This is a genomic window from Leyella lascolaii (genome assembly GCF_900079775.1).
Taxonomy (GTDB): Bacteria; Bacteroidota; Bacteroidia; order Bacteroidales; family Bacteroidaceae; genus Prevotella; species Prevotella lascolaii.
Genome location: NZ_LT556042.1, coordinates 51,446 through 75,822, shown reverse-complemented (window position 1 = coordinate 75,822; position 24,377 = coordinate 51,446). Strand labels below are relative to the sequence as shown.

At 50.5% G+C, this 24,377-nt stretch carries 14 protein-coding genes; 11 read left to right on the top strand and 3 right to left on the bottom strand.

What is annotated here, in order from left to right:
* Positions 1 to 984: 984 nt before the first annotated feature.
* The 3 genes from secA to BN4609_RS09415 all read right to left on the bottom strand — a co-directional run bounded on the left by secA (position 985) and on the right by BN4609_RS09415 (position 7,038).
* On the bottom strand, positions 985 to 4,359 hold the full coding sequence (gene secA, locus BN4609_RS09425) for a preprotein translocase subunit SecA (protein ID WP_068856467.1): 3,375 nt from the start codon (positions 4,357 to 4,359) through the stop codon (positions 985 to 987).
* Between the two features lie 121 nt (positions 4,360 to 4,480).
* On the bottom strand, positions 4,481 to 5,836 hold the full coding sequence (locus tag BN4609_RS09420; RefSeq protein ID WP_068856466.1) for an alkaline phosphatase family protein: 1,356 nt from the start codon (positions 5,834 to 5,836) through the stop codon (positions 4,481 to 4,483).
* Positions 5,833 to 7,038, bottom strand: a complete 1,206-nt coding sequence (locus BN4609_RS09415) for an Lnb N-terminal periplasmic domain-containing protein (RefSeq protein WP_068856516.1) — start codon at positions 7,036 to 7,038, stop codon at positions 5,833 to 5,835. Before BN4609_RS09415 ends, BN4609_RS09420 begins: the two co-directional genes overlap by 4 nt.
* A 149-nt stretch (positions 7,039 to 7,187) precedes the next feature.
* Here BN4609_RS09415 and bamG point away from each other — a divergent pair, with 149 nt between their 5' ends.
* The 11 genes from bamG (at position 7,188) to BN4609_RS09355 (ending at position 24,241) form a co-directional block, all read left to right on the top strand.
* Entirely contained in the window at positions 7,188 to 8,489 is a 1,302-nt protein-coding gene (gene bamG, locus BN4609_RS09410; protein WP_068856465.1) for a BamG family beta-barrel-assembly machinery protein, read from the top strand.
* Positions 8,490 to 8,536: 47 nt separating this feature from the next.
* A complete protein-coding gene (locus BN4609_RS09405; protein ID WP_084791506.1) occupies positions 8,537 to 9,187 on the top strand; it encodes an LPS export ABC transporter periplasmic protein LptC in 651 nt (216 codons plus the stop codon).
* Between the two features lie 97 nt (positions 9,188 to 9,284).
* Positions 9,285 to 10,511 (top strand): hemolysin family protein, encoded by a 1,227-nt coding sequence (locus BN4609_RS09400; RefSeq protein ID WP_206196550.1) that lies wholly within the window; start codon positions 9,285 to 9,287, stop codon positions 10,509 to 10,511.
* 173 nt (positions 10,512 to 10,684) lie between these two features.
* Complete coding sequence (locus BN4609_RS09395; RefSeq protein WP_068856462.1) at positions 10,685 to 12,826, top strand: peptidylprolyl isomerase; 2,142 nt, start codon at positions 10,685 to 10,687, stop codon at positions 12,824 to 12,826.
* A gap of 1,053 nt (positions 12,827 to 13,879) precedes the next feature.
* A complete protein-coding gene (locus BN4609_RS09390; RefSeq protein WP_068856461.1) occupies positions 13,880 to 14,506 on the top strand; it encodes an ABC transporter ATP-binding protein in 627 nt (208 codons plus the stop codon).
* A gap of 23 nt (positions 14,507 to 14,529) precedes the next feature.
* Positions 14,530 to 15,378 (top strand): ABC transporter permease, encoded by an 849-nt coding sequence (locus BN4609_RS09385; protein ID WP_068856460.1) that lies wholly within the window; start codon positions 14,530 to 14,532, stop codon positions 15,376 to 15,378.
* Positions 15,379 to 15,482: 104 nt separating this feature from the next.
* Entirely contained in the window at positions 15,483 to 16,325 is an 843-nt protein-coding gene (locus BN4609_RS09380) for a DNA/RNA non-specific endonuclease (protein WP_084791499.1), read from the top strand.
* A gap of 964 nt (positions 16,326 to 17,289) precedes the next feature.
* Positions 17,290 to 18,762 (top strand): hypothetical protein, encoded by a 1,473-nt coding sequence (locus BN4609_RS09370; protein ID WP_068856458.1) that lies wholly within the window; start codon positions 17,290 to 17,292, stop codon positions 18,760 to 18,762.
* A 102-nt stretch (positions 18,763 to 18,864) separates the two neighbouring features.
* Entirely contained in the window at positions 18,865 to 19,800 is a 936-nt protein-coding gene (locus tag BN4609_RS09365) for a glycoside hydrolase family protein (RefSeq protein WP_164071633.1), read from the top strand.
* Between the two features lie 23 nt (positions 19,801 to 19,823).
* On the top strand, positions 19,824 to 21,686 hold the full coding sequence (locus BN4609_RS09360) for a glycosyltransferase family 2 protein (protein WP_068856456.1): 1,863 nt from the start codon (positions 19,824 to 19,826) through the stop codon (positions 21,684 to 21,686).
* 392 nt (positions 21,687 to 22,078) lie between these two features.
* Positions 22,079 to 24,241, top strand: a complete 2,163-nt coding sequence (locus BN4609_RS09355) for a glycoside hydrolase family 3 C-terminal domain-containing protein (RefSeq protein WP_068856455.1) — start codon at positions 22,079 to 22,081, stop codon at positions 24,239 to 24,241.
* The last annotated feature ends 136 nt before the right edge of the window (positions 24,242 to 24,377 follow it).

The window sequence follows — 24,377 nt, the reverse complement described above, 5'->3', positions numbered from 1 at the left end:
ACTTTCGGTATGTCTTTTCTTGTTGCATGCCGGTCATGCCGGTTGTCCGTCCGTATCGCCCGACGGATTGTCCTTACGTTTTCAGAGTGTAGCTTATATTTTGCAAAGATGATGAAAGGTGAGTGCAGAATCAATAATGGGAAACATAGTTTCACATTACTTGATACTGCCGAACCGCATCTTATCTTATGCAAAGATAATATATTTTACCCTTACATCTGTTCAGACGTTTCTTTTTTTGTTGTTAGCAATGCGTGGCGGAACGCATGTCAGACGTAATCCATACGTTGCATACAACGCGGAAATGAATATTTATGCACCTTTTCAAGTGATTGTTTTTTACAGAATGAAAACCCGAAACAGAAGCGCGTGCGGTTGTCTTATACGGTTCTGTATCTGGGTATGGAGCCTTGACGGACGTAGTATTTCCGCCAAAACAACCTCTTCCGGTACGCAACTCATGACGTTTATATGGCTGTTTAAGTGCTGAAGTGCCGTAACCGTTGTGTGGAAAAGCCCGTCTGACATGCCGGAACGGGCTTTTCCGTGTCCCCAAACGGGCTTTCTTGCGGTGCGGAAAAGCCTTTTTCGTATTGCGGAGTTGCCTTTTCCGATGTCTTGTTTGTGTAATATGCTGATATATAATTGATTATATCAATGTGCGTAAAACTCGCGTATTTGCGTCCGGTAATACCTTCGGATGTAAATAAACGGTTCTCGCGAGGTTTACGATGAATTAATATGCAGATTCGACTGTGGTTCTGTATAAATATACAGTGAGCCGTATGGTGACGGAATGATGGACGGCAGTGCCTTTTACGTAGTGTTCCTTATGTTTTTATCAGTAAGGATTGTCTGGCTTCATCCGTATCTCTTGCTGCCGTCCTGCTGACGGTCAGGATTATAAAAAGCGGAGCAGCCCGTTGCCGCCCCGCTTTCATTGTCACGTTGGTTGATGTCTTACAGATAAGTATGGCATTGTTTTCACACAAGCCCGCGTCCGTGACAGTTCTTGAATTTCTTGCCGCTTCCGCAAGGACACGGGTCGTTGCGTCCTGGCAGTTTGTCCTTTATGTATGGAGTGTTCGGACGCTGTGCCGACTCACGTGTGTCGCGGTTGGCGGCAGCCTGCTGGTTTCTGTCGGTCAGGTCGTCCTTCTGCTCGTTGTAACGCTGCGAACGCTGTTCCGGAGCAGCCTCTTCCACGCGCTGTATCTCAGGTATCTGTCCGCGTGTGAGTATGCTGCATATGCGGTTGTTCATGTCGTTAACCATGGAGTCGAACAGCTTCGCGCTCTCGAGCTTGAATATGAGCAGCGGGTCTTTCTGTTCGTATGAGGCGTTCTGTACGCTGTGGCGCAGGTCGTCGAGCTGGCGCAGGTTCTCCTTCCAGCAGTCGTCTATGATGTGGAGCATGATGGCTTTCTCAAACTGCTTCACCACATCCTTGGCCTCAGTGCGGTATGCCTCCTTGAGGTTGCACGGTATGTTGTATACGCGCTTGCCGTCGGTTATGGGCACCATGATTCGCTCGTATATCTCGCCCTGAGTCTCCTCTACCTCCTTTATTGTTGGCCATGCCACACTCTGTATGCGGTCTGTCTTGCGCTTGAATGCCGCCATGGCTTCCTGGAAGGCGCGTTCCTCGAGGTCGGGGTGTCTGTTGTTCTCGAATTCGTCTTCGGTGAACGGACATTCCATAGCCAGCACTTTGAGGAACTGCTCGCGGCATCCTTCATAGTCATTGGTCTCTATGATGTTCACCACGCGGTCCCATATGATGTTGGTGATGTCCATTCCGATGCGTTCGCCCATGAGAGCGTGGCGGCGTTTCTCATAGATTACGGTACGCTGCTTGTTCATCACGTCGTCGTATTCAAGCAGGTGCTTACGTATTCCGAAGTGGTTTTCCTCCACTTTCTTCTGTGCGCGCTCCACGCTCTTTGACACCAGCGGACTCTCGAGGCGTTCGCCCTCCTTGAATCCGAGACGGTCCATGACGCTGGCTATGCGCTCTGCCGCGAACAGACGCATGAGCTTGTCTTCGAGCGACACATAGAACACTGAGCTTCCCGGGTCGCCCTGACGTCCTGCACGTCCGCGCAGCTGGCGGTCTACACGACGGCTCTCGTGGCGTTCGGTACCTATGATGGCGAGACCTCCTGCAGCCTTGACCTCAGGTGTAAGCTTGATGTCGGTACCGCGTCCTGCCATATTGGTGGCTATGGTCACCGCACCGAGAAGACGCTCCTCGGTGTGTTTCTCACCGTTCTCGTCTGTTATCTCTACCGTTCCCATGGTGCTGCGTCCAGCCTCGGCTACGATGTCCGCCTCTTTCTGATGGAGCTTCGCGTTAAGCACCTGATGCGGTATCTTGCGCATGCTGAGCATCTTTGACAGAAGCTCGGAGATTTCTACGGATGTCGTACCGACGAGGGTGGGGCGTCCGCTGTTGCGCATTTCCACAATCTCATCAATGATGGCAGAGTATTTCTCGCGCGCTGTCTTGTAGATGCGGTCGTCCATATCGTTGCGGATGACGGGCTTGTTGGTAGGTATCTCTACCACGTCCAGCTTGTAGATGTCCCAGAACTCGCCTGCCTCGGTGGACGCCGTACCGGTCATACCGGCAAGTTTGTGATACATACGGAAGTAGTTCTGGAGCGTTATTGTGGCGAACGTCTGTGTGGCAGCCTCCACTTTCACGTGCTCCTTTGCCTCCACCGCCTGATGCAGTCCGTCGCTCCAGCGGCGTCCTTCCATGATTCGTCCTGTCTGCTCATCCACAATCTTGACCTCTCCGTTGATGACAACATACTCGTCATCCTTATTGAACATGCAGTAGGCTTTGAGCAACTGCTGCAGCGTGTGTACACGTTCGCTCTGCACGGCGTAGTGGTTGAGCATGTCGTCTTTCTTGTCGAGACGCTCCTGTTCGCTGAGACCTGTCTCGTTTTCGAGTGCCGAGAGCTGCGACGTGATGTCCGGAAGCACGAACAGGTCTTTGTCGTTCACCTGTTTTGCGAGCCATTCCGTACCTTTGTCTGTGAGGTCGCAGCTGTTCAGTTTCTCGTCTACCACGAAATAGAGCGGTTCTACAGCCTCCGGCATGCGGCGGTTGTTGTTCTCCATGTAGTATTCCTCTTTCTTGAGCATACCGGATTTTATTCCTTCCTCAGAAAGATATTTGATGAGCGGCTTGTTCTTCGGCAGAGCCTTGTGTGAGCGGTAGAGAGCCGTGAAACCTTCGTCGAGCAGTTTCGGGTCGTTCTTCTCCTGTCCCTCGCTGATTTTCTGTTTCGCGTCGGCAAGGAACTGTGTGGCGAGCTTGCGCTGCACGTCCACAAGACGCTCTACCAGCGGCTGGTACTCCTCGAACATCTGGTCGTCGCCTTTAGGCACCGGACCGGAGATGATGAGAGGCGTACGGGCGTCGTCGATAAGCACGGAGTCGACCTCGTCGACAATGGCGTAGTTGTGCTTGCGCTGCACGAGGTCGGCGGGCGAGATTGCCATGTTGTCGCGGAGGTAGTCGAAACCGAACTCGTTGTTCGTACCGAACGTGATGTCAGCCTCATATGCCTTGCGGCGTTCCGGAGAGTTTGGGCGGTGCTTGTCGATACAGTCCACCGACAGACCGTTGAACATGTAGAGCGGTCCCATCCACTCTGAGTCACGCTTGGCAAGATAGTCGTTCACTGTGACAACGTGCACTCCGTTGCCGGTAAGCGCGTTGAGGAACACCGGCAGTGTCGCTACGAGCGTCTTTCCCTCACCGGTCGCCATCTCGGCTATCTTTCCCTGATGCAGCGCGATACCTCCGAAGAGCTGCACGTCGTAGTGCACCATTTCCCATTTCAGGTCGTTTCCTCCGGCTGTCCAGTGGTTGTGGTATATCGCCTTGTCACCGTCTATTGTGATGAAGTCCTTTTTCGGGTCTGCGGCAAGCTCGCGGTCGAAGTCTGTGGCAGTGACAACGGTCTCCTCGTTCTCAGCGAAGCGGCGTGCCGTATCCTTCACGATGCTGAATGCCACGGGCATCACCTCGTCGAGAGCTTTCTCATATATCTTCAGCACTTCCTTCTCCAGCTTGTCTATTTCGTTGAAGATGGACTCGCGCTCGTCTATAGGCGTGTCCTCTATTTTTGCTTTCAGAGCCTCAATCTGGTCCTTCTGCTCTTTTGCGGAGTTCTGCACATAAGCCTGTATTTCCTTGGTTCGGGCTCTCAGTTCGTCGTTACTCAGCTTCTTTATCTCCGGATACACGGCCTTCACGCTTTCCACAAGCGGCTGTATGAGTTTCATGTCTCTGGTTGATTTGTTGCCGAACAGCGACTGTAAAAATTTGTTAAAATTCATTATGATGTCGTTTTTTATTTATTCAGTGTAATATAATATATAGGTGAAGCCATGACATGTGGCATGGCGGAGAGGCGTGGGCATGGTGTCACGCCTGATTGTCGGATGTGCCTTACCGCATTCATCGCAGCGGTGCTACGGAGCATGCGTTTGGCGCTCTTATGCGTATGGCTTTTGCAATGGTGGGCGCGATGCGGTCCACTGTTGCGGGAGTCGACACATGCTCAGCCTTTATTCCCGCGCCATAAAATATTATTGGGAACGGAACAAAGGCTGCCCTGACCATGTAGTTCTCCTGAGTGTCTTCGTTGAGAAGCTTCCATCCCGGTGCGACCTCTATGAGCAGGTCTCCGCTTACAGAAGGGTTGTACGGGCTGGTGGTCACGTTGCGCACTCCCGCAGCCTGTGTGAGCAGTTCCTTGGAACGCGAGATGACGTCAGAAAAACTGATGTGACGCTGCTCGAGAAGTTTGCGGTTGATGTATATCTGGTTGTGGTAGCACGTCTCTACATATTTGCCTTGACCGTAAATTGCGCCAAGATACATGTTCAGCAGGTTTGCCGTGCGGTTGATGTAGAACGTCCCTGTGGGGATGCGGTATTTCTGATAGTCCACCGGCTCGTTGTCTGTGTAACCGGTGCCGGTGAGCATGAAGAGCACTTTGTCGCTTCCGACGGAATCCTCTATTTTCCTTACAAGTGTCGCGATTATCTTGTCCAGCTTGAGATAAAGAATCTCCATCTCTGTCTGCCAGTTGGCTTCGTCCTTGCCTTTGGCGGACAATACTACTGACAACATGTCTGTAATGTCGTCGCGTCCCATTGCCATGTCGTTCACGCACGATAGGGAGAAGTCTGCCACGGCATCGTTGTCGGCAGCGTATTTGTTGGTGCTGTTATATGCCTTTATAAGATTTTGGGAGGCTTCAGAGTAGTATGTCGATGTGGTCCACCTGCCGTTTTTCCCGTTTATCCATATCGCACCGTCAGCTGCGTGTCCTCCCGCAAGAATGGCTGCGTCCTTATCCAGTGCGATGCTATATACGAGCGCGGTGCCTCGGGTGGCTACTTTGAGCTCGTCGCCTATGGTGGATGTCGACAGCTTTTGAGGCGAGTCGCCGTATTTGTCGTCATCTGTACAGTAGACAGGACGTAGTGTGGCGCGGTCCAGCCATTGCGTCCCTACAATATTATTATACTGAGGTGTGCTGCCCGTGTTTATGGATGCGATTGCCGAGGCTCGGTCTACTGGCGAGAAAGTATATCTTGCCGCTTCATAGACACAGCCCTGATTGAGCAGTTTCCTGAAACCGTCGGGCGTGTAAAGGGGCGAAAAATGTTCTATGTAGTCTGTGCGCAGCTGGTCTATAATGATATTTACCACCAGCCTTGGGGCTGGCTTCAGCGATTGTGCCTGTAGTCCGTTGTTGCCTGTAAGGGCGGCGAGTATTATTATCGCCGATAAATATCTGTTCATTTTCTGGTGCGCACTATTTGGTCAAATTTCAATATATATCTTATCAGCAAAGATGATGCCACAATTATCATTCCCTCTGCGTAGTGCTGGAAGAAGCCTCCGAGCAGGAACAGTACAATCAAGACAGCCCATGCTTTCAGCCATACGTGAATGACGTTTCTGCGCAAACATCTCACTGTAGGATACAGGAATATCAGCGAACACGGATTCAGAAGCAGTATCTGAAGGTTCAGACTGACAGTAGGATGCTGCGAGAACACCATGGCGAAAAGAATGATGCCGCATGCTCCTGTGAGCGACATCAGCAGAACGTCTATACCCCATAGCATCTTCATTCGGCATCTTTCGTAAATGGAAAAAGCCGTTACTACGACGAAAAAGATTATGGCGCATGACGTCGGGGACAGCGGAAAACCGCTCCATTCGGGCTGTATGCCGGGAAGAACTACCCACGTGCTGTCGCTGACAAGGGGTCTTTTCCCTCCGTCCTTGTCTATTATTACAGCGTTGTCAAAGTCTTTTCTGAGGTTGTCGGGAAGAAACTGCTGTTGCTCATGGGCAGTAGGGAAGTCCGCCTTTATGCCAAGCAGCAAATCGTTTCCGAATCTCGCCCAGCGTTGATGTTCGTTGTATGCGTGAATCATCTCACGGTATGACTCGCTGTTTTTGTTCCTCGTCCGGTATCTTATGGTGCCGTTGATGTTGTCAAGCAGGATGTCGCGCGCTCTTGTGGTGCAGTTGTCATAAAAGTAATTATATCTGTACACGCGGTTTTGCGGCTCATAATTCTTAATGATAGCGTCTATGATGGCTTTCTTCTCGTCCTTTGTCAGGTTAAGGGTCTGTTGCCTTACCCCTGCGCCCCTTGTGGCGTAATATATCCTGAAAGCCTCGAAATCCTCGATATCCATTGAATAGTCCGTCAGACCGAACACGAAACGAAGGATGAAAAAAGGCTTTTCAAACGAGAACATACCGTAATTCACGGCTATGTCAAGCTGGTTCTGCTTGTCCTGCACTCTTATGGCGGTGTGCCCGTAAAGACTGTACACGTTCTGCCTCGGCCTGCATGTGAGCAGGCTTATTTCCACAGAATCCATGTCCAGACCGGACTCAACGTGTGGCTGTGCCGATGTGTTGTTTGCGTATGACAGGCAAACCAGCAGCGAAAAATATCCTAAAAGAGATATAAAACGTTTCACGATGCAAAAATAACTTATATTTCCCACTTATCGTGAGTTTATTTCGAAATTTTTCAATAATTTTGCAACCACTTGTTTGTCGGATAGTGGAGAACCGGCTCGCGGCAACATGTTTCCGGTCAGTATTCTTACAAAAGATCAGTTAGAAAATGAAAAAAGTCTTTATCGCTTCCTTTTTCGGACTCATGACGATGGCGTCATATGCTCAGAGCGGTACAAATTCACCATACAGCCAGTACGGACTCGGTGTTCTCAGCGAGAATGCAGGAGGCTTCTCACGCGGCATGAACGGACTGGGACTCGGCTTCCGTGAGCACAATCAGCTGAACGTGCTGAATCCGGCGTCGTATTCATCTGTCGATTCATTGAGCTTCATTCTTGATGCGGGAATATCCGGTCAGATTACCAACTATGAGGAAGGCGGAGTAAGAAAAAACGCCAATAACGGCAGTTTTGAATATATCATGGCAGGCTTCAGACTGACACGCCATCTGGGAATAAGCCTCGGTCTTCTGCCGTTCTCCAATGTGGGATACAGCTATTCAAACAATCAGACACTCGGTGACATCACTGATGAGGACAAGGTTGTGTACACAAACACTTATTCCGGAAGCGGAGGCTTCCATCAGGTTTATTTCGGTATGGGATGGGAACCGTTCAAAGGACTTTCCATCGGTGCCAATATCTCTTATCTGTGGGGAAGCTACGACCGTACCGTGAGCAACAGTTATTCAGACAACTACATCAATACATTGTCCAAATACTACACCGCCTCGGTGAACAGCTATAAGCTTGACGTCGGACTACAGTACACAGCCAAGCTGTCGAAAAAGGACAGACTGACATTAGGTCTGGTCTACAGTCCGGGACACAAGCTCGGAGCCGATCCGGAGTGTCTGGTCATTTCGACGAACTCACAGACCTATGTCGCCGACACAACGAGCTACTCCGTGAAAAACGGACTTGAGATCCCGACTATGTACGGAGCCGGACTTATGTGGGATCATGCCGGAAAACTGAAAGTGGGATTCGATTATTCGCTTCAGCAGTGGTCAAAAAACAAATATCCGGTATATACCGTTGTGAACGACGCTCCGCAGTACGTGCTTTCTGACAACATGTTCAGCGACAGACATAAGTTCACCCTCGGTGGAGAGGTATGTCCTGATGAGACAAGCCGTAATTTTTTCAAGCGGGTGAGATACAGATTCGGTGCGTCTTACGCCACGCCTTATGTGAAAATAAACGGGCATGACGGTCCTAAGGAATATAGCGTCAGTGCCGGATTCGGAATACCTATTATAAACAAGATAAACAACCGTTCGATACTGAACATTTCGGCTCAGTGGGTGCGACAGGACTCAAAAATGTTCATAAAGGAGAATTCGTTCCGCATCAACATAGGGCTTCTGTTCAACGAGCGTTGGTTCGCAAAGTGGAAGATGGACTGATTCTGCCGGTATGCAGAGGCTAACGTAAGGGAGTTGAATAATTGGATATCCGCGGTTTTCACATATCTGTCCTGTTTGCCGGTGCGGTGCTTTTTGCCTCGTGCAACAAGCAGAAGGAACATACTGCGCCAGCCATTCACGACCGTGATTCGGTGTCAATGATGACGAGCTATGGCGTGAATACGCTCATATCCGATTCCGGAATAATAAAATACCGTATTGTGACAGAACGCTGGGAGGTGAATCAGACCCGCCAGCCTTCGCGCTGGATATTCGAGAAAGGACTGTTCTTCGAGCAGTTTGACGAGAAGTTCCATGTGCAGGCATATATACAGTGCGACACCGCTTATTATTATGACGAGAAGCGCGTCTGGGAGCTTCGCAGCCGCGTGACGGTGCACAACAAGAACGGTATAATCTATACCGGAAGCCAGCTTTTCTGGGATGAGGGCAAGCATGAGTTCTATTCGTATGCCCCGTCGCGTGTGGTGACACCTGAGCGGACGCTTGAGGGCAGATATTTCCGGAGTGACGAGCGCATGACAAGATATTACGTGTCCGAGAGCTCGGGCTCTTTCGTGAAAGGCGACATATCCGACGAGGAGAACGATACTACAATCGCGCTGCCTGACACGGCAAAGGCAAAACTGCGCCCGCAGGCACTTCCGCAGCGCAAACTGCCTGCCGCACCGAGATAACCGTGCTTTGCGGCAGTGACTTATATACTTGAAAAATTAATCATAACATAATATTTTGGAAACTGATATTCCTCTTTTGACCGGCATATTTGTGACGATGGTCATGTCGGCTTTCTTTTCCGGCATGGAGATAGCTTTTGTCTCGAGCAACCGTATGCTGGTGGAGATGGACAAGAACCACGGTAGTCTGACCCAGAAACTCATATCCTTGTTCTACAGACATCCCAACGGATTTGTCAGTACGATGCTTGTCGGCAACAACATCGTGCTTGTAATGTACGGCATACTCATAGCCAGACTGTTTGACAACACGCTCTTCAAGGGTATGGACGCGGCTTTCACGGTACCTGCCGACACGGTGCTGTCCACGGTGATAATACTTTTTACGGGAGAGTTCCTTCCCAAAGTCCTGTTCAAGAACAATGCCAACCGTCTTCTTGCCGTGTTCGCCATCCCGGCATATTTCTTCTATCTTGTCTTATGGCCTATAAGCCGTTTCTCCACGTTCCTGTCAAAGACAATGCTCCGCTTCGCCGGAATACGGATGGGGAAGGAATACGACGACGAAGGCTTTTCGAAGGTAGACCTCGACTATCTTGTGCAGTCGAGCATTGAAAATGCCGGAAGTGAGGACGACATAGACGAGGAAGTGAAGATATTCCATAATGCCCTGGAGTTCTCGGACGTCAAGGTGCGCGACTGCATGGTGCCCCGTACGGAGATAAACGCGGTGGATATAAACAGCGACGGAAACGAATCGCTGCTTATGAAGTTCATCGAGAGCGGCAACTCGAAAATCATTGCCTATAACGGGGACATAGACCATATAGTGGGCTATGTGCACAGTTCGGAGATGTTCCGCAATCCGGACCGCTGGCAGGACTGCATATACAAAATGCCTTTCGTGCCGGAGACAATGACGGCACGCGGGCTCATGCGTATCTTCCTTCAGCAGAAGAAGAGTCTCGGAGTGGTTGTTGACGAGTTCGGAGGAACAAGCGGGATAGTGTCGCTTGAGGACATCGTGGAGGAGATTTTCGGTGAGATTGAGGACGAACACGACAATGCCAAATATATAGCAAGGGAGACCGCGCCGGGCGAATATCTGCTTTCCGCAAGACTGGAGATAGACAAGGTGAACGAGATGTTCGGCATAGATCTTCCCGAGAGCGACGGATATATGACCGTCGGAGGACTCATACTGAGCGTGTACCAGAGTTTTCCGAAACTCAATGAGGTGGTTCATGCCGGTAGGTTCGAGTTCAAGATAATAAAGAGCACCATGTCAAAAATAGAGCTTGTGAAGCTAAAAGTTAATCCCTGAATTCAAATTTTATATGAAAAATTCCATTGTTTGACAATAATTTAGTATTTTTGTGCGCATTTCGCGGTGTGTGCGGTATATTTCGGCGACCTGCAATCCTTTTGTATATACCGCATCTCCGGCATCGTCTTAAATTAAGAGAAAACAATAAAAATAATAAATAATCAAAAGTAATGGCAGTATTAGGAAAAATCAGAAGCAAAGGAATCCTGCTGATATGTATTATCGGTTTGGGTCTTTTTGCGTTCATCGCCGAAGAGTTCTTCCGCTCGTGTGAGACGTCGGAGAACGACAAGCGTCAGCAGGTCGGCGAAGTATTGGGAGACAAAATCAACATTCAGGAATTTCAGGCACTCGTCGACGAGTACACTGAAGTGATGAAATTGCAGCAGGGAGCGGACAATCTGAACGATGAGCAGATGAACCGTGTGAAGGACATGGTGTGGAACACATACGTCCAGAACAAGATTATCGAGAACGAGACAGAGAAACTCGGTCTGACCGTTACAGACGCCGAGATGCAGAACATTCTCAATCAGGGCACGAACCCCATGCTCATGAGCACTCCTTTCATCAATCAGCAGACGGGCCGATTCGATGCCAACGCGCTCAAGAAGTTCATTGCCGACTACAAGGCACAGAAAGCCACAAACCCGCAGATGGCAGCCCAGTATGAGCCGATGTACAAATACTGGACATTCATAGAGAAGAGTCTGCGCCAGCAGCTGCTCTCACAGAAGTATCAGAGCCTTTTCGCACAGTGTCTCATATCCAACAAGGTGGAGGCAAAGATGGCTTATAAGGATGCTAACGAGGAGAGCAAGGTGAGCCTCGCAGTGTTCCCTTACACAAGCATTCAGGACAGTAAGATGAAATACAGCGATGCTGACATGAACGCCAAATACAACGAACTGAAGGAGCGTTTCAGACAGTATGTGGAGAGCCGCGACGTGAAATACATCGACATAAGGGTGACAGCGTCAGCCAAAGACCGCGCCGCTCTTGAGAAGGAGTTCGGCAATTATGCCAAGGAACTCGCAGCCGCAGCCGATCCTACAGACGTTGTGCGCAAGAGCATGTCGCAGATAGCATACCTCGGAGTGCCTGTATCAAAGAACGCATTCCCTTACGACATATCACGCAGGCTTGACTCTGTAGCAGTAGGCGGCACGTCAGGAATCATCGTGAACAAGCTCGACAACACCCTCAACCTTATAAAGCTCGTCTCAAGACAGCAGCTCCCTGACTCCATACAGTTGCGCCAGATTCAGGTGATAGGCAAGGACGCCGCTGACATCAGACAGCGCGCAGACTCTATCTACACCGCTCTGAAGGGCGGTGCCGACTTCGAGCTCGTCGCAAAGAAATACGGTCAGGCAGGCGAGAAGTTCTGGATGACGACACGTCAGTATGAGAGTGCTCCGTCAATGGATAAGGACACAAAGAACTATATCACAGCCATCAACTCGTCGGCAGTAAACGAACTGAAGAACATACAGTTCACACAGGGAGGCGTGATAGTGCAGGTTGTAGACCGCAGGGCAATGACCGACAAGTATGTCGCTGCCGTCATCAAACGCACGATAGACTTCTCACGCGACACATATTCAGCCGCATACAACAAGTTCAGTGCTTTTGTAAGCGCCAACCAGACTTCAGAGGCTCTTCTGAAGAACGCGCAGAAGAACGGTTACACAGTGCTTGAACGTCAGAATGTGACCACGGCAGATCACGGCATTGCCGGTATCCGCAGCACGCGCGATGCTCTCAAGTGGGTGTTCGATGCAAAGGAAGGCGACGTCTCTCCGATGTATGAGTGTGGCGACAACGACCATCTTCTCATCGCTGTTGTAGACAAGATACACAAGAAAGGCTACCGTACGCTTGACGATAAGGAGGTGAACGAGTTTGTGAAGAAAGAACTCCTGAAGGACAAGAAGGCTGAGGCGCTCATGGCAAAGGCTAAAGGCGTGAAGAACGTGAATGAGGCAAAGGCAAAGGGTGCTACTGTATCGGAGGTAAATCAGGTGACATTCAATTCACCGGTGTTCATCCCCGCAGTGGGAGCGAGCGAGCAGGCACTCAGCGGTGCGGTTGCCGCTACCGCTAAAGGCAAGTTCTGCGCTAAGCCTGTAAAGGGCGAGGCTGGCGTGTATGTGTTCCAGATTATGGACAAGAAGATGCGTCCCGGCAAGTTCGACGAGAAGACCATGCGCGACAACTCACGCCAGAAGGCATTGCAGTGGGCTGGAAACTTCATGAACGAGCTTTACATCAAGGCTGGCGTAGTGGACAACCGTTACCTCTTCTTCTGATAAGTACATACATCAAATGACATATAGGAGTCTCCGCGGACATTCTGTCTTCGGAGACTTTTTTTTGTGTCCCGTTTTCGAGTGCCGTTGCCGCTGCGGTGCCGCCAGCCCTGAGCGCGTCCGTATTCTTGCCATGGCTGTGTGTCCGCCACGCACGTCTTCCGTACGTATAATGGTTTTGCATAATTATGCAATAGTGCGGTTCGCTTATGCATGAATATGCGTCGGCAACTTCATGAGAATGCCGTTGTTTTCTGTCACGTCGTGTTCTGTTTGGAATATGCCGATTTTCAGCTATGTGTGCAACGCCCTGTCATCCAGTCTGTTATCCCTTTCATCCGTTTCATTGACACCTGACTGCGATGCGGAAAAGGCTCTTTCGGACTGCGGAAGAGCCTTTCCTGTATCATGAAACAGCCTTTTCGGCACATCCGTATAGCCTTTCCCGTGAGCCGGAATAAGCCTTGAAGTGTGTGTGATGCGACTTTCCGTATATATTATAGGTCTTTTCCAATAGTCATGGTCTGTTTAATGGGCTTTGCCGTATGCAGTCCGCTCGTTTTCTGAATCTGTTTTATTGAAAAATATTGTCAATATTTTTTACTTTCAGAAGTGCATGAATATACAGTAAACCCCGGTCCGGTCATCAGACTTCCGCCCTTATTTCGTGCTGCTGTCAGCCGGATTTTATTCAGTATTACCGAAGATGTGGAGGGCTACACCGGGGAAAATCTGAGTGCAAGATGACGGCAGCAATGCGGAAGAAGAATGAAGAGCTGACAATAAACCTTAAATGTACAATCGGTGTTCTAATGACTGATTGGGGGTAAATACAGTGTTGTCAAAGGTCGCGGTGAGACCGGGATTGCCAGTCAGCCGTATTTCATACAATGATTAAAAAAACGCTTTCAAAAGTTGGATGTGCCATGATATTTTTGTATGTTTGCATTTGCTTTATGCATGCTCAGGCAATGCGGCACGTATGCAATGAAGCCGTGCTCATGTCGCATTGTGGTCATGCGGCTCTCTATAACAGGCTTTGGACTATCGCTTATGCTCGAGATAAAAGACGGGACTCTTTCCATTGGCGGACATCAGCTGTTCAGCAATCTGTCGTTCTGTACGGCGGAAGGCGGTCTGACGGCTGTCACCGGACCGCACGGTTGCGGCAAGACATCGCTGCTGCGCGCTTTCCTCGGTTTCCAGCCGTTGGATTCCGGCTATGTGTCTGTAGATGCCGAGCCTGTATTGCCGCAGACGTCGGCACTCTTCCGCGCCGGTATGCTCTATGTGCCTCAGGACATCAGACTGTGTGCAGGCAGTTTTTCGGAGGTTTTCGAGTCGTTGGAGGGTCTGCATGTGAACGCAGCTCTTGACCACGCGCGAAAAAAACTGTTTTATGAGTGGAAACGTCTTGCTCTCGATTCCTCCATGTATGCCATGCCGCTCGAAGAGCTTGACGGCTCCGCGCTGAGGCGTATGATGATTTCGGTTGCAGGCGTTACGGGCAGGAAGAACGTCCTTCTCGACGAGCCGTTTGCCGGACACGACGCGGACACACTGCCGCGTGTCATGTCATATCTGCGCGCTCTTGCCGCATCCGGCAGTACTGTGCTGCTTGCCACTGTCGACAGCCGCCTTGCCGGAATGTGCGACGTAAGGATAGAACTGGGTGTCTGACCCCATTCAAACAAGACAAGAAGATGAACATTACATTGATAGGATTTCTGCTCGGAATGCTGCTTCTGGCTCTGCCATTGGCGGTGATGCACAGATACGGACTGCGCATATCCACAGGTCGCGCGCTGTCGGCAATTGTGCGTATGGTGGTTTATGTGGGCATTGTAGGAGGTGCGATGTATACGCTTCAGAAGCATGGCGGAGTGGGCATGAGCCTGCTGTTTGTGCTGGTTCTCATAGTGCTGTCGTCGGTCACTGCCATTTTGCGCTCGCGTCTCAGCCTGCGTGTGATGTTCGTGCCCGTCACTGCGGCTGTTGCCGTATCAGTCGTTGTGACTGGAGTGTGGCTCCTGCTTGCCGCGTTCGGCACGGGTGCGCTTGTGAGCCCCCGCTTTTTCCTGCCTGTTGCCGGCATCCTTTCGGGCGTCACTATAACGGTGTGCGCCGATTCGCTTTCCGCATATTATGACGGACTGAGACATCACAACCAGCTCTATTTTTATCTTCTCGGCAACGGAGCGACCCATGCCGAGGCTCTCGATGCGTTCGTGCGCCGTGCTCTCGAGAAGGCGGTTGTGCCGGGACTCTCGCAGATGGCGACTATGGTGGTGGGCACGTCACCGGTGATAATGTGGACTGTGGTTATGTGCGGAAGCGGAGCGCTTGAGGCAGCCGCCTTCCAGCTGCTTGTCATGGCGGCAGTGTTCTGCGCTTCGGTCTTGTCCGTATTGCTTTCCGTGACGCTGACGCGCAGATATATGTTTGATGAATACAGCCGCCTGAAACCGTTGCGCGGGAACGGGCGCAAAGAGGTTCCTGCCACACGGGAGGATACCGCGCGTGATGCGGATGTGCCGGAAGAGGAGGATTGAATGATGTGGCGTGGCTTCCAGATGCGGAGGCTTGATGTCACAGCCGCTTGCGGTGCCGTCTGCGGATATGCGCGGGCGGTGATTTTATTATAATGAAAATGATTATGAGGACAGTAGCTTTTTATACAGGAATCGCGCTTTTCGCGCTCACATTGTCAGTATCGTGCTCTGACTCCGTGCGCCGGAGTGCCGCCATGTTGAGGGCTGCCGCCAACGCGGCTCCCGCAGATACACGCACAGAGAGCGGACAGACCGTTGGCGGAGACGGATTGCTCTTTGCCGCGACTCCTGACACCGTGCCGTCAATTATACTGGAGCGTGAGGGATATGTCACGTCTTATAATAAGCGCACGAGGCTTCCAAACTGGGTGGCATGGCATCTTACGGCAGGACACACAAAAGGCAGTCACAACCGCAGAGGAATGGATTTCGCGGAGGACGAGGACGTTCCTGCGCCACGGGCTGACGACTGGGACTATTACAATTCGGGTTACGACCGAGGCCATATGTGCCCGGCGGGCGACAACAAGTGGAGCCGTGATGCTATGCGCCAGTCGTTCCTGTTCACGAACATATGTCCTCAGGATCCGGGACTCAACCGGGGTGACTGGAACGAGATGGAGAACGCATGCCGCAGTTGGGCGCGCGAGAAGGGTGACATCTACATTGTCTGCGGTCCCATCCTGCATAAAGGGAGGCATAAGACCATCGGCAAGCACAAGGTGGTGGTGCCCGACGCTTTCTTCAAGGTGGTGCTGTGCATGAACGGCAATCCGAAGGCTATTGGATTTATCTATAAGAACAGGGACGGCAACCGGCCTAAAGGCGATTATGTGAACACCGTTGACGAGGTGGAGCGCATCACCGGCATCGACTTCTTCGCGTCGCTTCCCGACGATGTGGAGCGTGCTGTCGAGTCTTCGGCTGATTTGGACGACTGGGAGTAAAGCCTTTTTGTCAGAACCGTTTGTCCGGATTACGGCGCGCTCGCATTCAGACTTTATTAATTAGGATAAAGTCTGTTATCTGTTGTGAGACACCACAATGATAATACCAACGGTAGGAGATAAACATTTTTTTTTATTTCCTTGCTTCTTCTTATCTTATATATAAAGCATATACCTTGCCCGGATGCCCCAGCAGCTTTAAATCATACCATTATTCACAGATATTGTATAGGTTTCCGGTTATACTTTTTTATATGTCTGTTTTTCTTATTTGTGAATATTATTTGTATATTTGTGACATACATACCATAGGAAGACATCAAGGGCGATGCTATTAAAGTGAGGTTCTGTTCAGTCAGTAAGGATTGACAGTATAATACGGTCGTTTACTTGTCCGTTTCATTTCTTTGTATAAGATAAGCTTCGGTTCGGCAATATCAAGCCTGAATAAACTTCGTTTCTCCGTCTTGCTGTTGCGCTCACCTTGCATTATCTTTGTATAAGATAAGCTGCACTCGGGAATTTGATAGCACGCTCTCATTCCGCTCATTTGCATTATCTTTGTATAAGATAAGCTTCGGTTCGGCAATATCAAGCCTGAATAAACTTCGTTTCTCCGTCTTGCTGTTGCGCTCACCTTGCATTATCTTTGTATAAGATAAGCTGCACTCGGGAATTTGATAGCACGCTCTCATTCCGCTCATTTGCATTATCTTTGTATAAGATAAGCTTCGGTTCGGCAATATCAAGCCTGAAGAAACTTCGTTTCTCCGTCTTGCTGTTGCGCTCACCTTGCATTATCTTTGTATAAGATAAGCTGCATTCGGGAATTTGAGAGCAAGCTCTCATTCCTCTCATTTGCATTATCTTTGTATAAGATAAGCTGCACTCGGGAATTTGATAGCAAGCTCTCATTTCGCTCATTTGCATTATTTTTGCATTCGGATAATAAAAAAATATTATTATGAAGCATTTGTTTATTATATTGACAGCCGTTTTTGCAACTGTTCCTGCCATTGCCCAGGACGTTGAAAAACGTGGAAGCTCAGAACGGGTGACGTTCATCACAGACGGTGTGGACAGCATTCCGACGAATGTGAGTCAAGTGATGAGCGTTCCGCCGCAGTTTTATGGCGGTATGGGAGCGATGGACAAGTTCATAATAGACAATCTCCGCTATCCTGCGGAGGCATGGAATGATACGACATACAAGAAAAAGGACGTGTTTGGCTGTTATTGTGTCATAAGGAAAGACGGCAGGGCTGTCTTTCCACGTCCCACAAACATGCACCCTGCACTGTCTGGGGAGATAGCCCGGGTCGTGTCGCTCATGCCGAGCTGGAAACCTGCCGAAAAGGACGGGAAGGTGATTGATGTCGTGTTTTCGATATCTACATCTGTGCTCGACCCGTTTTTCCATATCCCATACAGTGGTATGCCGTATGTCCGGGAAATGCTTGCCGTGTCAGGAAGTATGGATGATGGGAAGTACGGAATAAGCAGGACACAAGCCGACAGCATCGCTTCGTATATATTCTCTGTGCACGAGAAAGGGTGGAACGAGATGGAGTCGACATTGGCAGGTGCCCGACTGCTGGCGTCGCTCGGACGGTATGACGATGCGGCTGCTATGCTTAGCCGGGAACTGACGAGATATCATCAGCTCGGATTCACAAAAAAAGGAAAGCTTGACAAGTTGTATCCTGAAGAGTCTTGTTATAATCCCAAGACCGAACTTCATGCAGCCATGACGCTTGCCGCGGTATACGACATGGCTGGGATGAGAGAAAATGCACGTGAGGCTTACGACAATGCGATATGGCTGTCCGGCACTATGGCGGAGCAGGGAATACGAGCCAACAACACATTTATACAACGCTCGCAGCATTATAACGATTTAATGCGTGAGAAGACAGCTATAGTACGCAGTGAGCGTAACTCAAGTGTCAGGCTTAATCCGTCAGACCGTTATGATGTGGAATACGGACCTACGTATAATGATGCGAGCAGAGAAATAGACAAGCGGGTTGCTGAAGGCAAGATAAGCAACGCACGTGTGATACAGATAAACAGACAGATGGAGGATATAACTTTCGACCGTAGCAACCGAAAAAGCGTGCGCGATGCCTTCCGTCTTTATAAGATACGTGCCATGCTCATAGGTCTGCGTGACGGGACAGAGGCGGAACAGGCGTTTGTCAAGGACGTTTCTGACGGAAAAGCCGGGAAGAAAATGGCAAGACATTTCAGAAAATGGAACAATAACCTTTCCTTACCGGTGGCAAGCCACAGTGAACTTCTTGAGAACATCGTGTATTATGCGCCTCTCAACGAAACCGGTACTGAAACGGAAGCCACACGCTCCGCCGCCAAAAAATTCTATGACATGCGCCACAGGATAGATGATGTCTACCCACTCGGGTGGTTGTGCAAATGAACGGGAGGTCAGTAATGTGTTGCCATGAATGACGGTAGTGCGGTCGTTTAGGATATGATTATGTCGGAAAAGAACTGTTATACAAAGGACGAAATTATGCTTATGATAGCAAACACTTTCGTAGTGTATGTCTATCATATTGAAAATAACGGACTGGTGGACGGCAAGACCGGAGCGATGCTCTTTCTTTACAGGTATGCTGCCTTGTCAGGGAATGAAGACTATGAGGCATTGGCTGGACAGCTGCTTGACGGAATGATGAAGGTTGCTCCGTCGCTTCCTTACGGTTTTGAAAGCGGTCTTGCCGGAGTGGGATGGGCTATAAGCCGACTCATGAGAGAAGGTCTTGTGGAGGGAAAACCCGACAATGTGCTTAGAACCATCGACGAAAGAGTATTGGGACGTATGGAGTGCGACCGAAGATCGATACTCGGTCAGGCTGTGTATATGGCTGAACGGCTGCGAAATACTACACCTGAATATGGTCTGGCACGTTATGCAGGACGCATGCTCGACTTTATTCACAGTGAGCTTACATGCGCAAAAGAATGCCCCACGCTATATCATCTTAATTCGGCTTTGTATTTTCTGTCTTGTGTAAGACATCTGGCTGAAGCGCACGCCGGCGCGGAAAAACTCATCAGGGTGTTGCCTTCGTTATATGACAGAATAAAAAAGGAGTCTGCGTTTACAGAACAGGATATTTTCATTAACCGGTTACTGTCGGAGAAAACCGGAACGGAGGCTGTGTTTTCTGCCGATGATGTCAATGGCAAGAACGTGTTGTATGGAGGCAATGCAGGCGACGACGCTGATTTGAGAGGATTCGTCAATAAGGCATGGCAGGAACTGGTTTATTTCGGTAGGCTTGTGTCGGTGTTGCCTTCTCAGGATGGACTGTCCGCATTTGTTGACAGAATGCAGACCGATCTGTCGGAGGACAGCATGTCCATGAGGCATGGTCTGGCTGGACTCGGTCTTGCCCTGACAGCCGATGAAGCGGCAGCGATACAGGAATGCGGCACCGGTTGTGTCTGAATAAATCAAAGAACGCCTCACATATGAAAAACAAAAACAATATAGCTTTCTCCGTAATATTGCCTGTATACAATCAGGCGTCATTTGTAAGACGTGCCATAAAGAGCATGATGGCGCAGACTTATGACAATTGGGAACTTATAATAGTGAATGACGGCAGTACTGACCGCACCGCTGAATTCGTGGCGTCATTTATTGACGGTGCGAGAGTAAGATATATATCAAGTCCTGAAAACGAGGGCTTGGGACGTGCGCTTAACCGCGGTCTTGACGCTGCGTCAAACGATTACATCACATATCTTCCTGCCGATGATTTCTATGATGGTTCCCATCTGGAGAAGATGGCGGATGCATTCAGGGATAACGAGAACGCTGCTGTCGTGTTCAGTGGCATAAGATATGACGAGTCTGAGGAACCGGGAGTGATGTCGTGGCGCACATGTAAGGGCACTGTCCCGGGACACGCGCTGCAACTTGTGCAGACGGCTCATCGCAAGACAGAGGACAGATGGACCGAGCGTGAGGAGCTTGTCACGGAAGATCTTTTTATCATGTTCTGGCGTAAGCTTACCCGCCGTGGCGTGTTCGTACCAACGGGAACAGCTACATGTGAATGGACCAGCCATCCGTTTCAGCGGCATAAGATATGTGGTGAACGTTATGGTGGCGGTCTCAATAAATACAGAGCATACTATCATGTGTCAAGACCTCTGCGATTCAGGGCGTCACGATATAAGACTGTGGATGAAAAGGAGGCTTATGCGGAATACAGGAGACCGCTGCAGACAGCCTGCGGAGACGGGTTGAAGATACTCATAGTTGGGGAACTGGCGTACAATCCGGAACGAATACGCGCACTGGAAGAGGCTGGACACAGACTTTACGGTCTGTGGGCAAAACCGCGTTTCTGCTATTCCACGGTCGGCCCGTTGCCCTTCGGACAGGTGGAGGATGTGCCTTATGACCAATGGAGAAAGCGTGTGGAGGAGATAAAGCCGGACATTATATATGCACTGCTAAGCACATCGGCAATAGACATTGCCCATGAGGTTCTTTCGGCAGATACCGGAATTCCCTTTGTGTGGCATTTCAAGGAAGGTCCTCATGAGGCGATGAAGGACGGACTGTGGGACAAGCTGATAGACTTATATACATACGCTGACGGTCGTATTTATCTGAACGATGAGACCAGGAAATGGTTCGGGCTTTTCATTCCGGACGAGAGAAAAGCGCCGCAGATGACGCTCGATGGTGATATGCCTAAAAAAGAAGTGTTCAAAGACTGCTTTTTAATAAAATTGTCTGAACTGTACGGTGGTGTGCATACTGTCGTAACAGGACGCATTGTTGGTATTACCCCGAAGGACATGAGTATTCTGGCGGCAAACGACGTGCATGTTCATCTGTATAATGAGAACACTGTGCCGGATAAAGTGATGGCTGAACCGTTTCTAAAAGCTGCGCCCGGACATTTCCATGTCCATCTTCATTGTCCGCAGAACGAATGGGTAAGTGAGTTTTCAAGATATGACGCGGGATGGCTTCATTGTGTAGGCAGCAACAATGGAGGCTCGCTGTTCAGGGCTACATGGGCGGACCTTAATCTGCCTGCGCGTATAAGCACACTTGCCGCAGCGTGTCTGCCGATGATACAAAGAAGGAATGACGGTAACATCTCGGCACAGCAGGAATATGTGAAAAGCCGTGGTATGGGACTGTTCTATGATGATATTGACGAACTTGTGGCACTGCTTAAAGACAGGAAACTTCTTGAAAGGATTACGCGCAACGTTATGGCGGTGCGTGATTCTCTGACATTCGACAGTCATGTTGATGAACTTACGGCTTTCTTCAGGCGTGTAATAGAGTGTCGTGTCAGCCGCTGACTGCCGGCGGATGTGTTTACACACGGGGCATAAGGAGAAGGAACGCATTCCCGTGAAATACTTTTTTATAGATAAAACAGGTGTGACTCTCAATCATAGAGCATGCTTTCATAGCTCCCGTCGCTACTGTTTAATACATGAATAATCTCGTTATTTTACGTGGTCAATCCAAAGTAGAGACGCAAAAATCTTGCGTCTCACAAGCAACGATGCGCAATAGGGCTGGGTGAATATATGGCTGTTGTTGCAGCGGTTTTCCTCGGGAGACGCAAGATTTTGCGTCTCTACAGAGCTGACGCCATCATTATTTTAATGTAAAAAACACCGTTTTCAGTTTATTTTTCATATATTAGCGGTGAAAACTCTATTGATGTGATATTAATCTATTGGCTATGAGAATAAAAAGAATGATATTGATGTGTGCGGCACTCGTGCCGATGGCTGTCATAGGTCAGCGGCTGCCGTATATGGATGCGTCGTTGACACCGTCGCAGCGTGCTGATGATCTGTGTTCGAGACTTACTGTAGAGGAGAAGATATCGCTGATGATGAACAACTCGCCAGCTATCCCGAGGCTCGGCATACCGCAGTTTGAGTGGTGGAACGAGGCACTGCACGGTGTCGGGCGCAACGGCACCGCAACGGTCTTTCCCGTGACAATAGGAATGGCGGCATCGTGGAACGACAGTCTGGTATACAGAGTGTTTTGCGCTGTCAGCGACGAGGCGCGGGCGAAAAACACGCATGCCAGACGCACCGGAAGCCTCGCACAATACCGCGGACTGTCGTTCTGGACTCCGAACATAAACATATTCCGTGACCCACGCTGGGGGCGGGGACAGGAGACATACGGCGAGGACCCATACCTGACGTCGCGTATGGGACTTGCCGTGGTGCGTGGACTGCAGGGCGACAGTTATGCTCCTGACGGCAGCGGGCGGAAACACAAGTACGTGAAACTGCTTGCCTGTGCCAAGCATTTTGCCGTGCACAGCGGACCGGAATGGAGCCGTCACCGCTTTAATGTGGAAGACCTGCCGGCGAGAGACCTGTGGGAGACATATCTGCCGGCGTTCAAGTCGCTTGTGGTTGACGGAGGTGTGAGGGAAGTGATGTGTGCCTACCAGCGCATAGACGGTGAGCCGTGCTGCGGCAACACGCGCTATCTGCAGCAGATACTGCGCGGAGAGTGGGGCTTCAAGGGGCTTGTGACGAGCGACTGCGGAGCCGTGAGCGATTTCTGGCAATCGTGGGGACACGGTTTCTCCGACAGTCAGAGCGATGCCAGCGCGCGTGCTCTTGTGACAGGCACCGACCTTGAGTGCGGAAGCGACTACCGCTCACTGGGCGATGCCCTGAAGCAGGGGAAGGTGAGCGAGAAGGACATCGACACCTCGCTGAAGCGTCTTCTGAAAGCCCGTTTTGAGCTTGGCGACTTCGATGCGGACGAGCTTGTGGAGTGGACAAGACTGCCTGTGAGCGTCGTGGCGTGCAGTGAGCACCGTCAGCTTGCCGCCGACATGGCGAGACAGACGATGACACTGCTGAGCAACGACGGCATACTGCCACTGGAGAAGGACGGACTGAAGATAGCCGTGCTCGGTCCCAACGCCAACGACTCAACGATGTTGTGGGGAAACTATAACGGTTTTCCTGTTTCCACAGTGACCATTTGGCAGGGCATAAAGGCAAAGGTGCCTTCGGCGCGTCTGATAGAAGGATGCGGATATCTGCATAATAACGATAAGGTGAACGCCTCAAACGTAGCCGCACTTGCGGGCGACGCTGACGTGGTGATATTCGTGGGCGGCATATCTCCGCGTCTGGAGGGCGAGGAACTGCAAGTGGAAGAGCCCGGGTTCAGGGGCGGCGACCGTCTGGCTATAGAACTTCCGGCGTCGCAGAGCGAGCTTATGAAGGCGTTGTGCGATGCTGGAAAGAAGGTGGTGATGGTGAACTGTTCGGGCAGTGCCGTGGCTCTCACGGCTGAACACGGACGTGCGAACGCCATATTGCAGGCATGGTATGGAGGCGAGCATGCCGGTACTGCTGTTGCCGACGTGCTGTTCGGCGACTATAACCCGGGAGGGAAGCTTCCCGTGACGTTCTATGCGGGCACCGCCCAACTGCCTGATTATGAGGATTACCGCATGGCGGGACGCACTTACCGCTACTTCTCCGGCAAACCGCTTTATCCGTTCGGCTACGGACTTAGCTATACGACGTTTGCCATAAGCAAGCCTAAATACAGGAAAGGTGTGCTTACCGTGAAGGTGAAGAACACCGGGGAGCGCGACGGTGATGAGGTGGTGCAGGTGTATGTACGCAATCCCAAAGACACCGACGGACCGCTTAAGACGCTGCGTGCATTCAGGCGTGTAAGGGTGAAAGCCGGAGAATCAGCCGACGTAAGCATTGCTCTGCCGCGCAGCACGTTCGAGCTTTGGGATGAGGAGACGAACACCATGCGCGTCGTTCCGGGCAAATACGTACTGATGGTAGGCAATTCTTCGGCTGACGAGGACCTGAGGAAGATAACTGTAAAGGTGAGGTAAGGGTGAGAAAGTGAGAAGGTGAGAGGGTGGGAAAGTGTGGAGAAAAGGTGAATGAGAGTGGAACGTGAAGTCGCTGAGAATCGCATGGATTGTGACGACAGACGTTTTGTCTCGGAATTTGCGGGTTTTGGGGTGG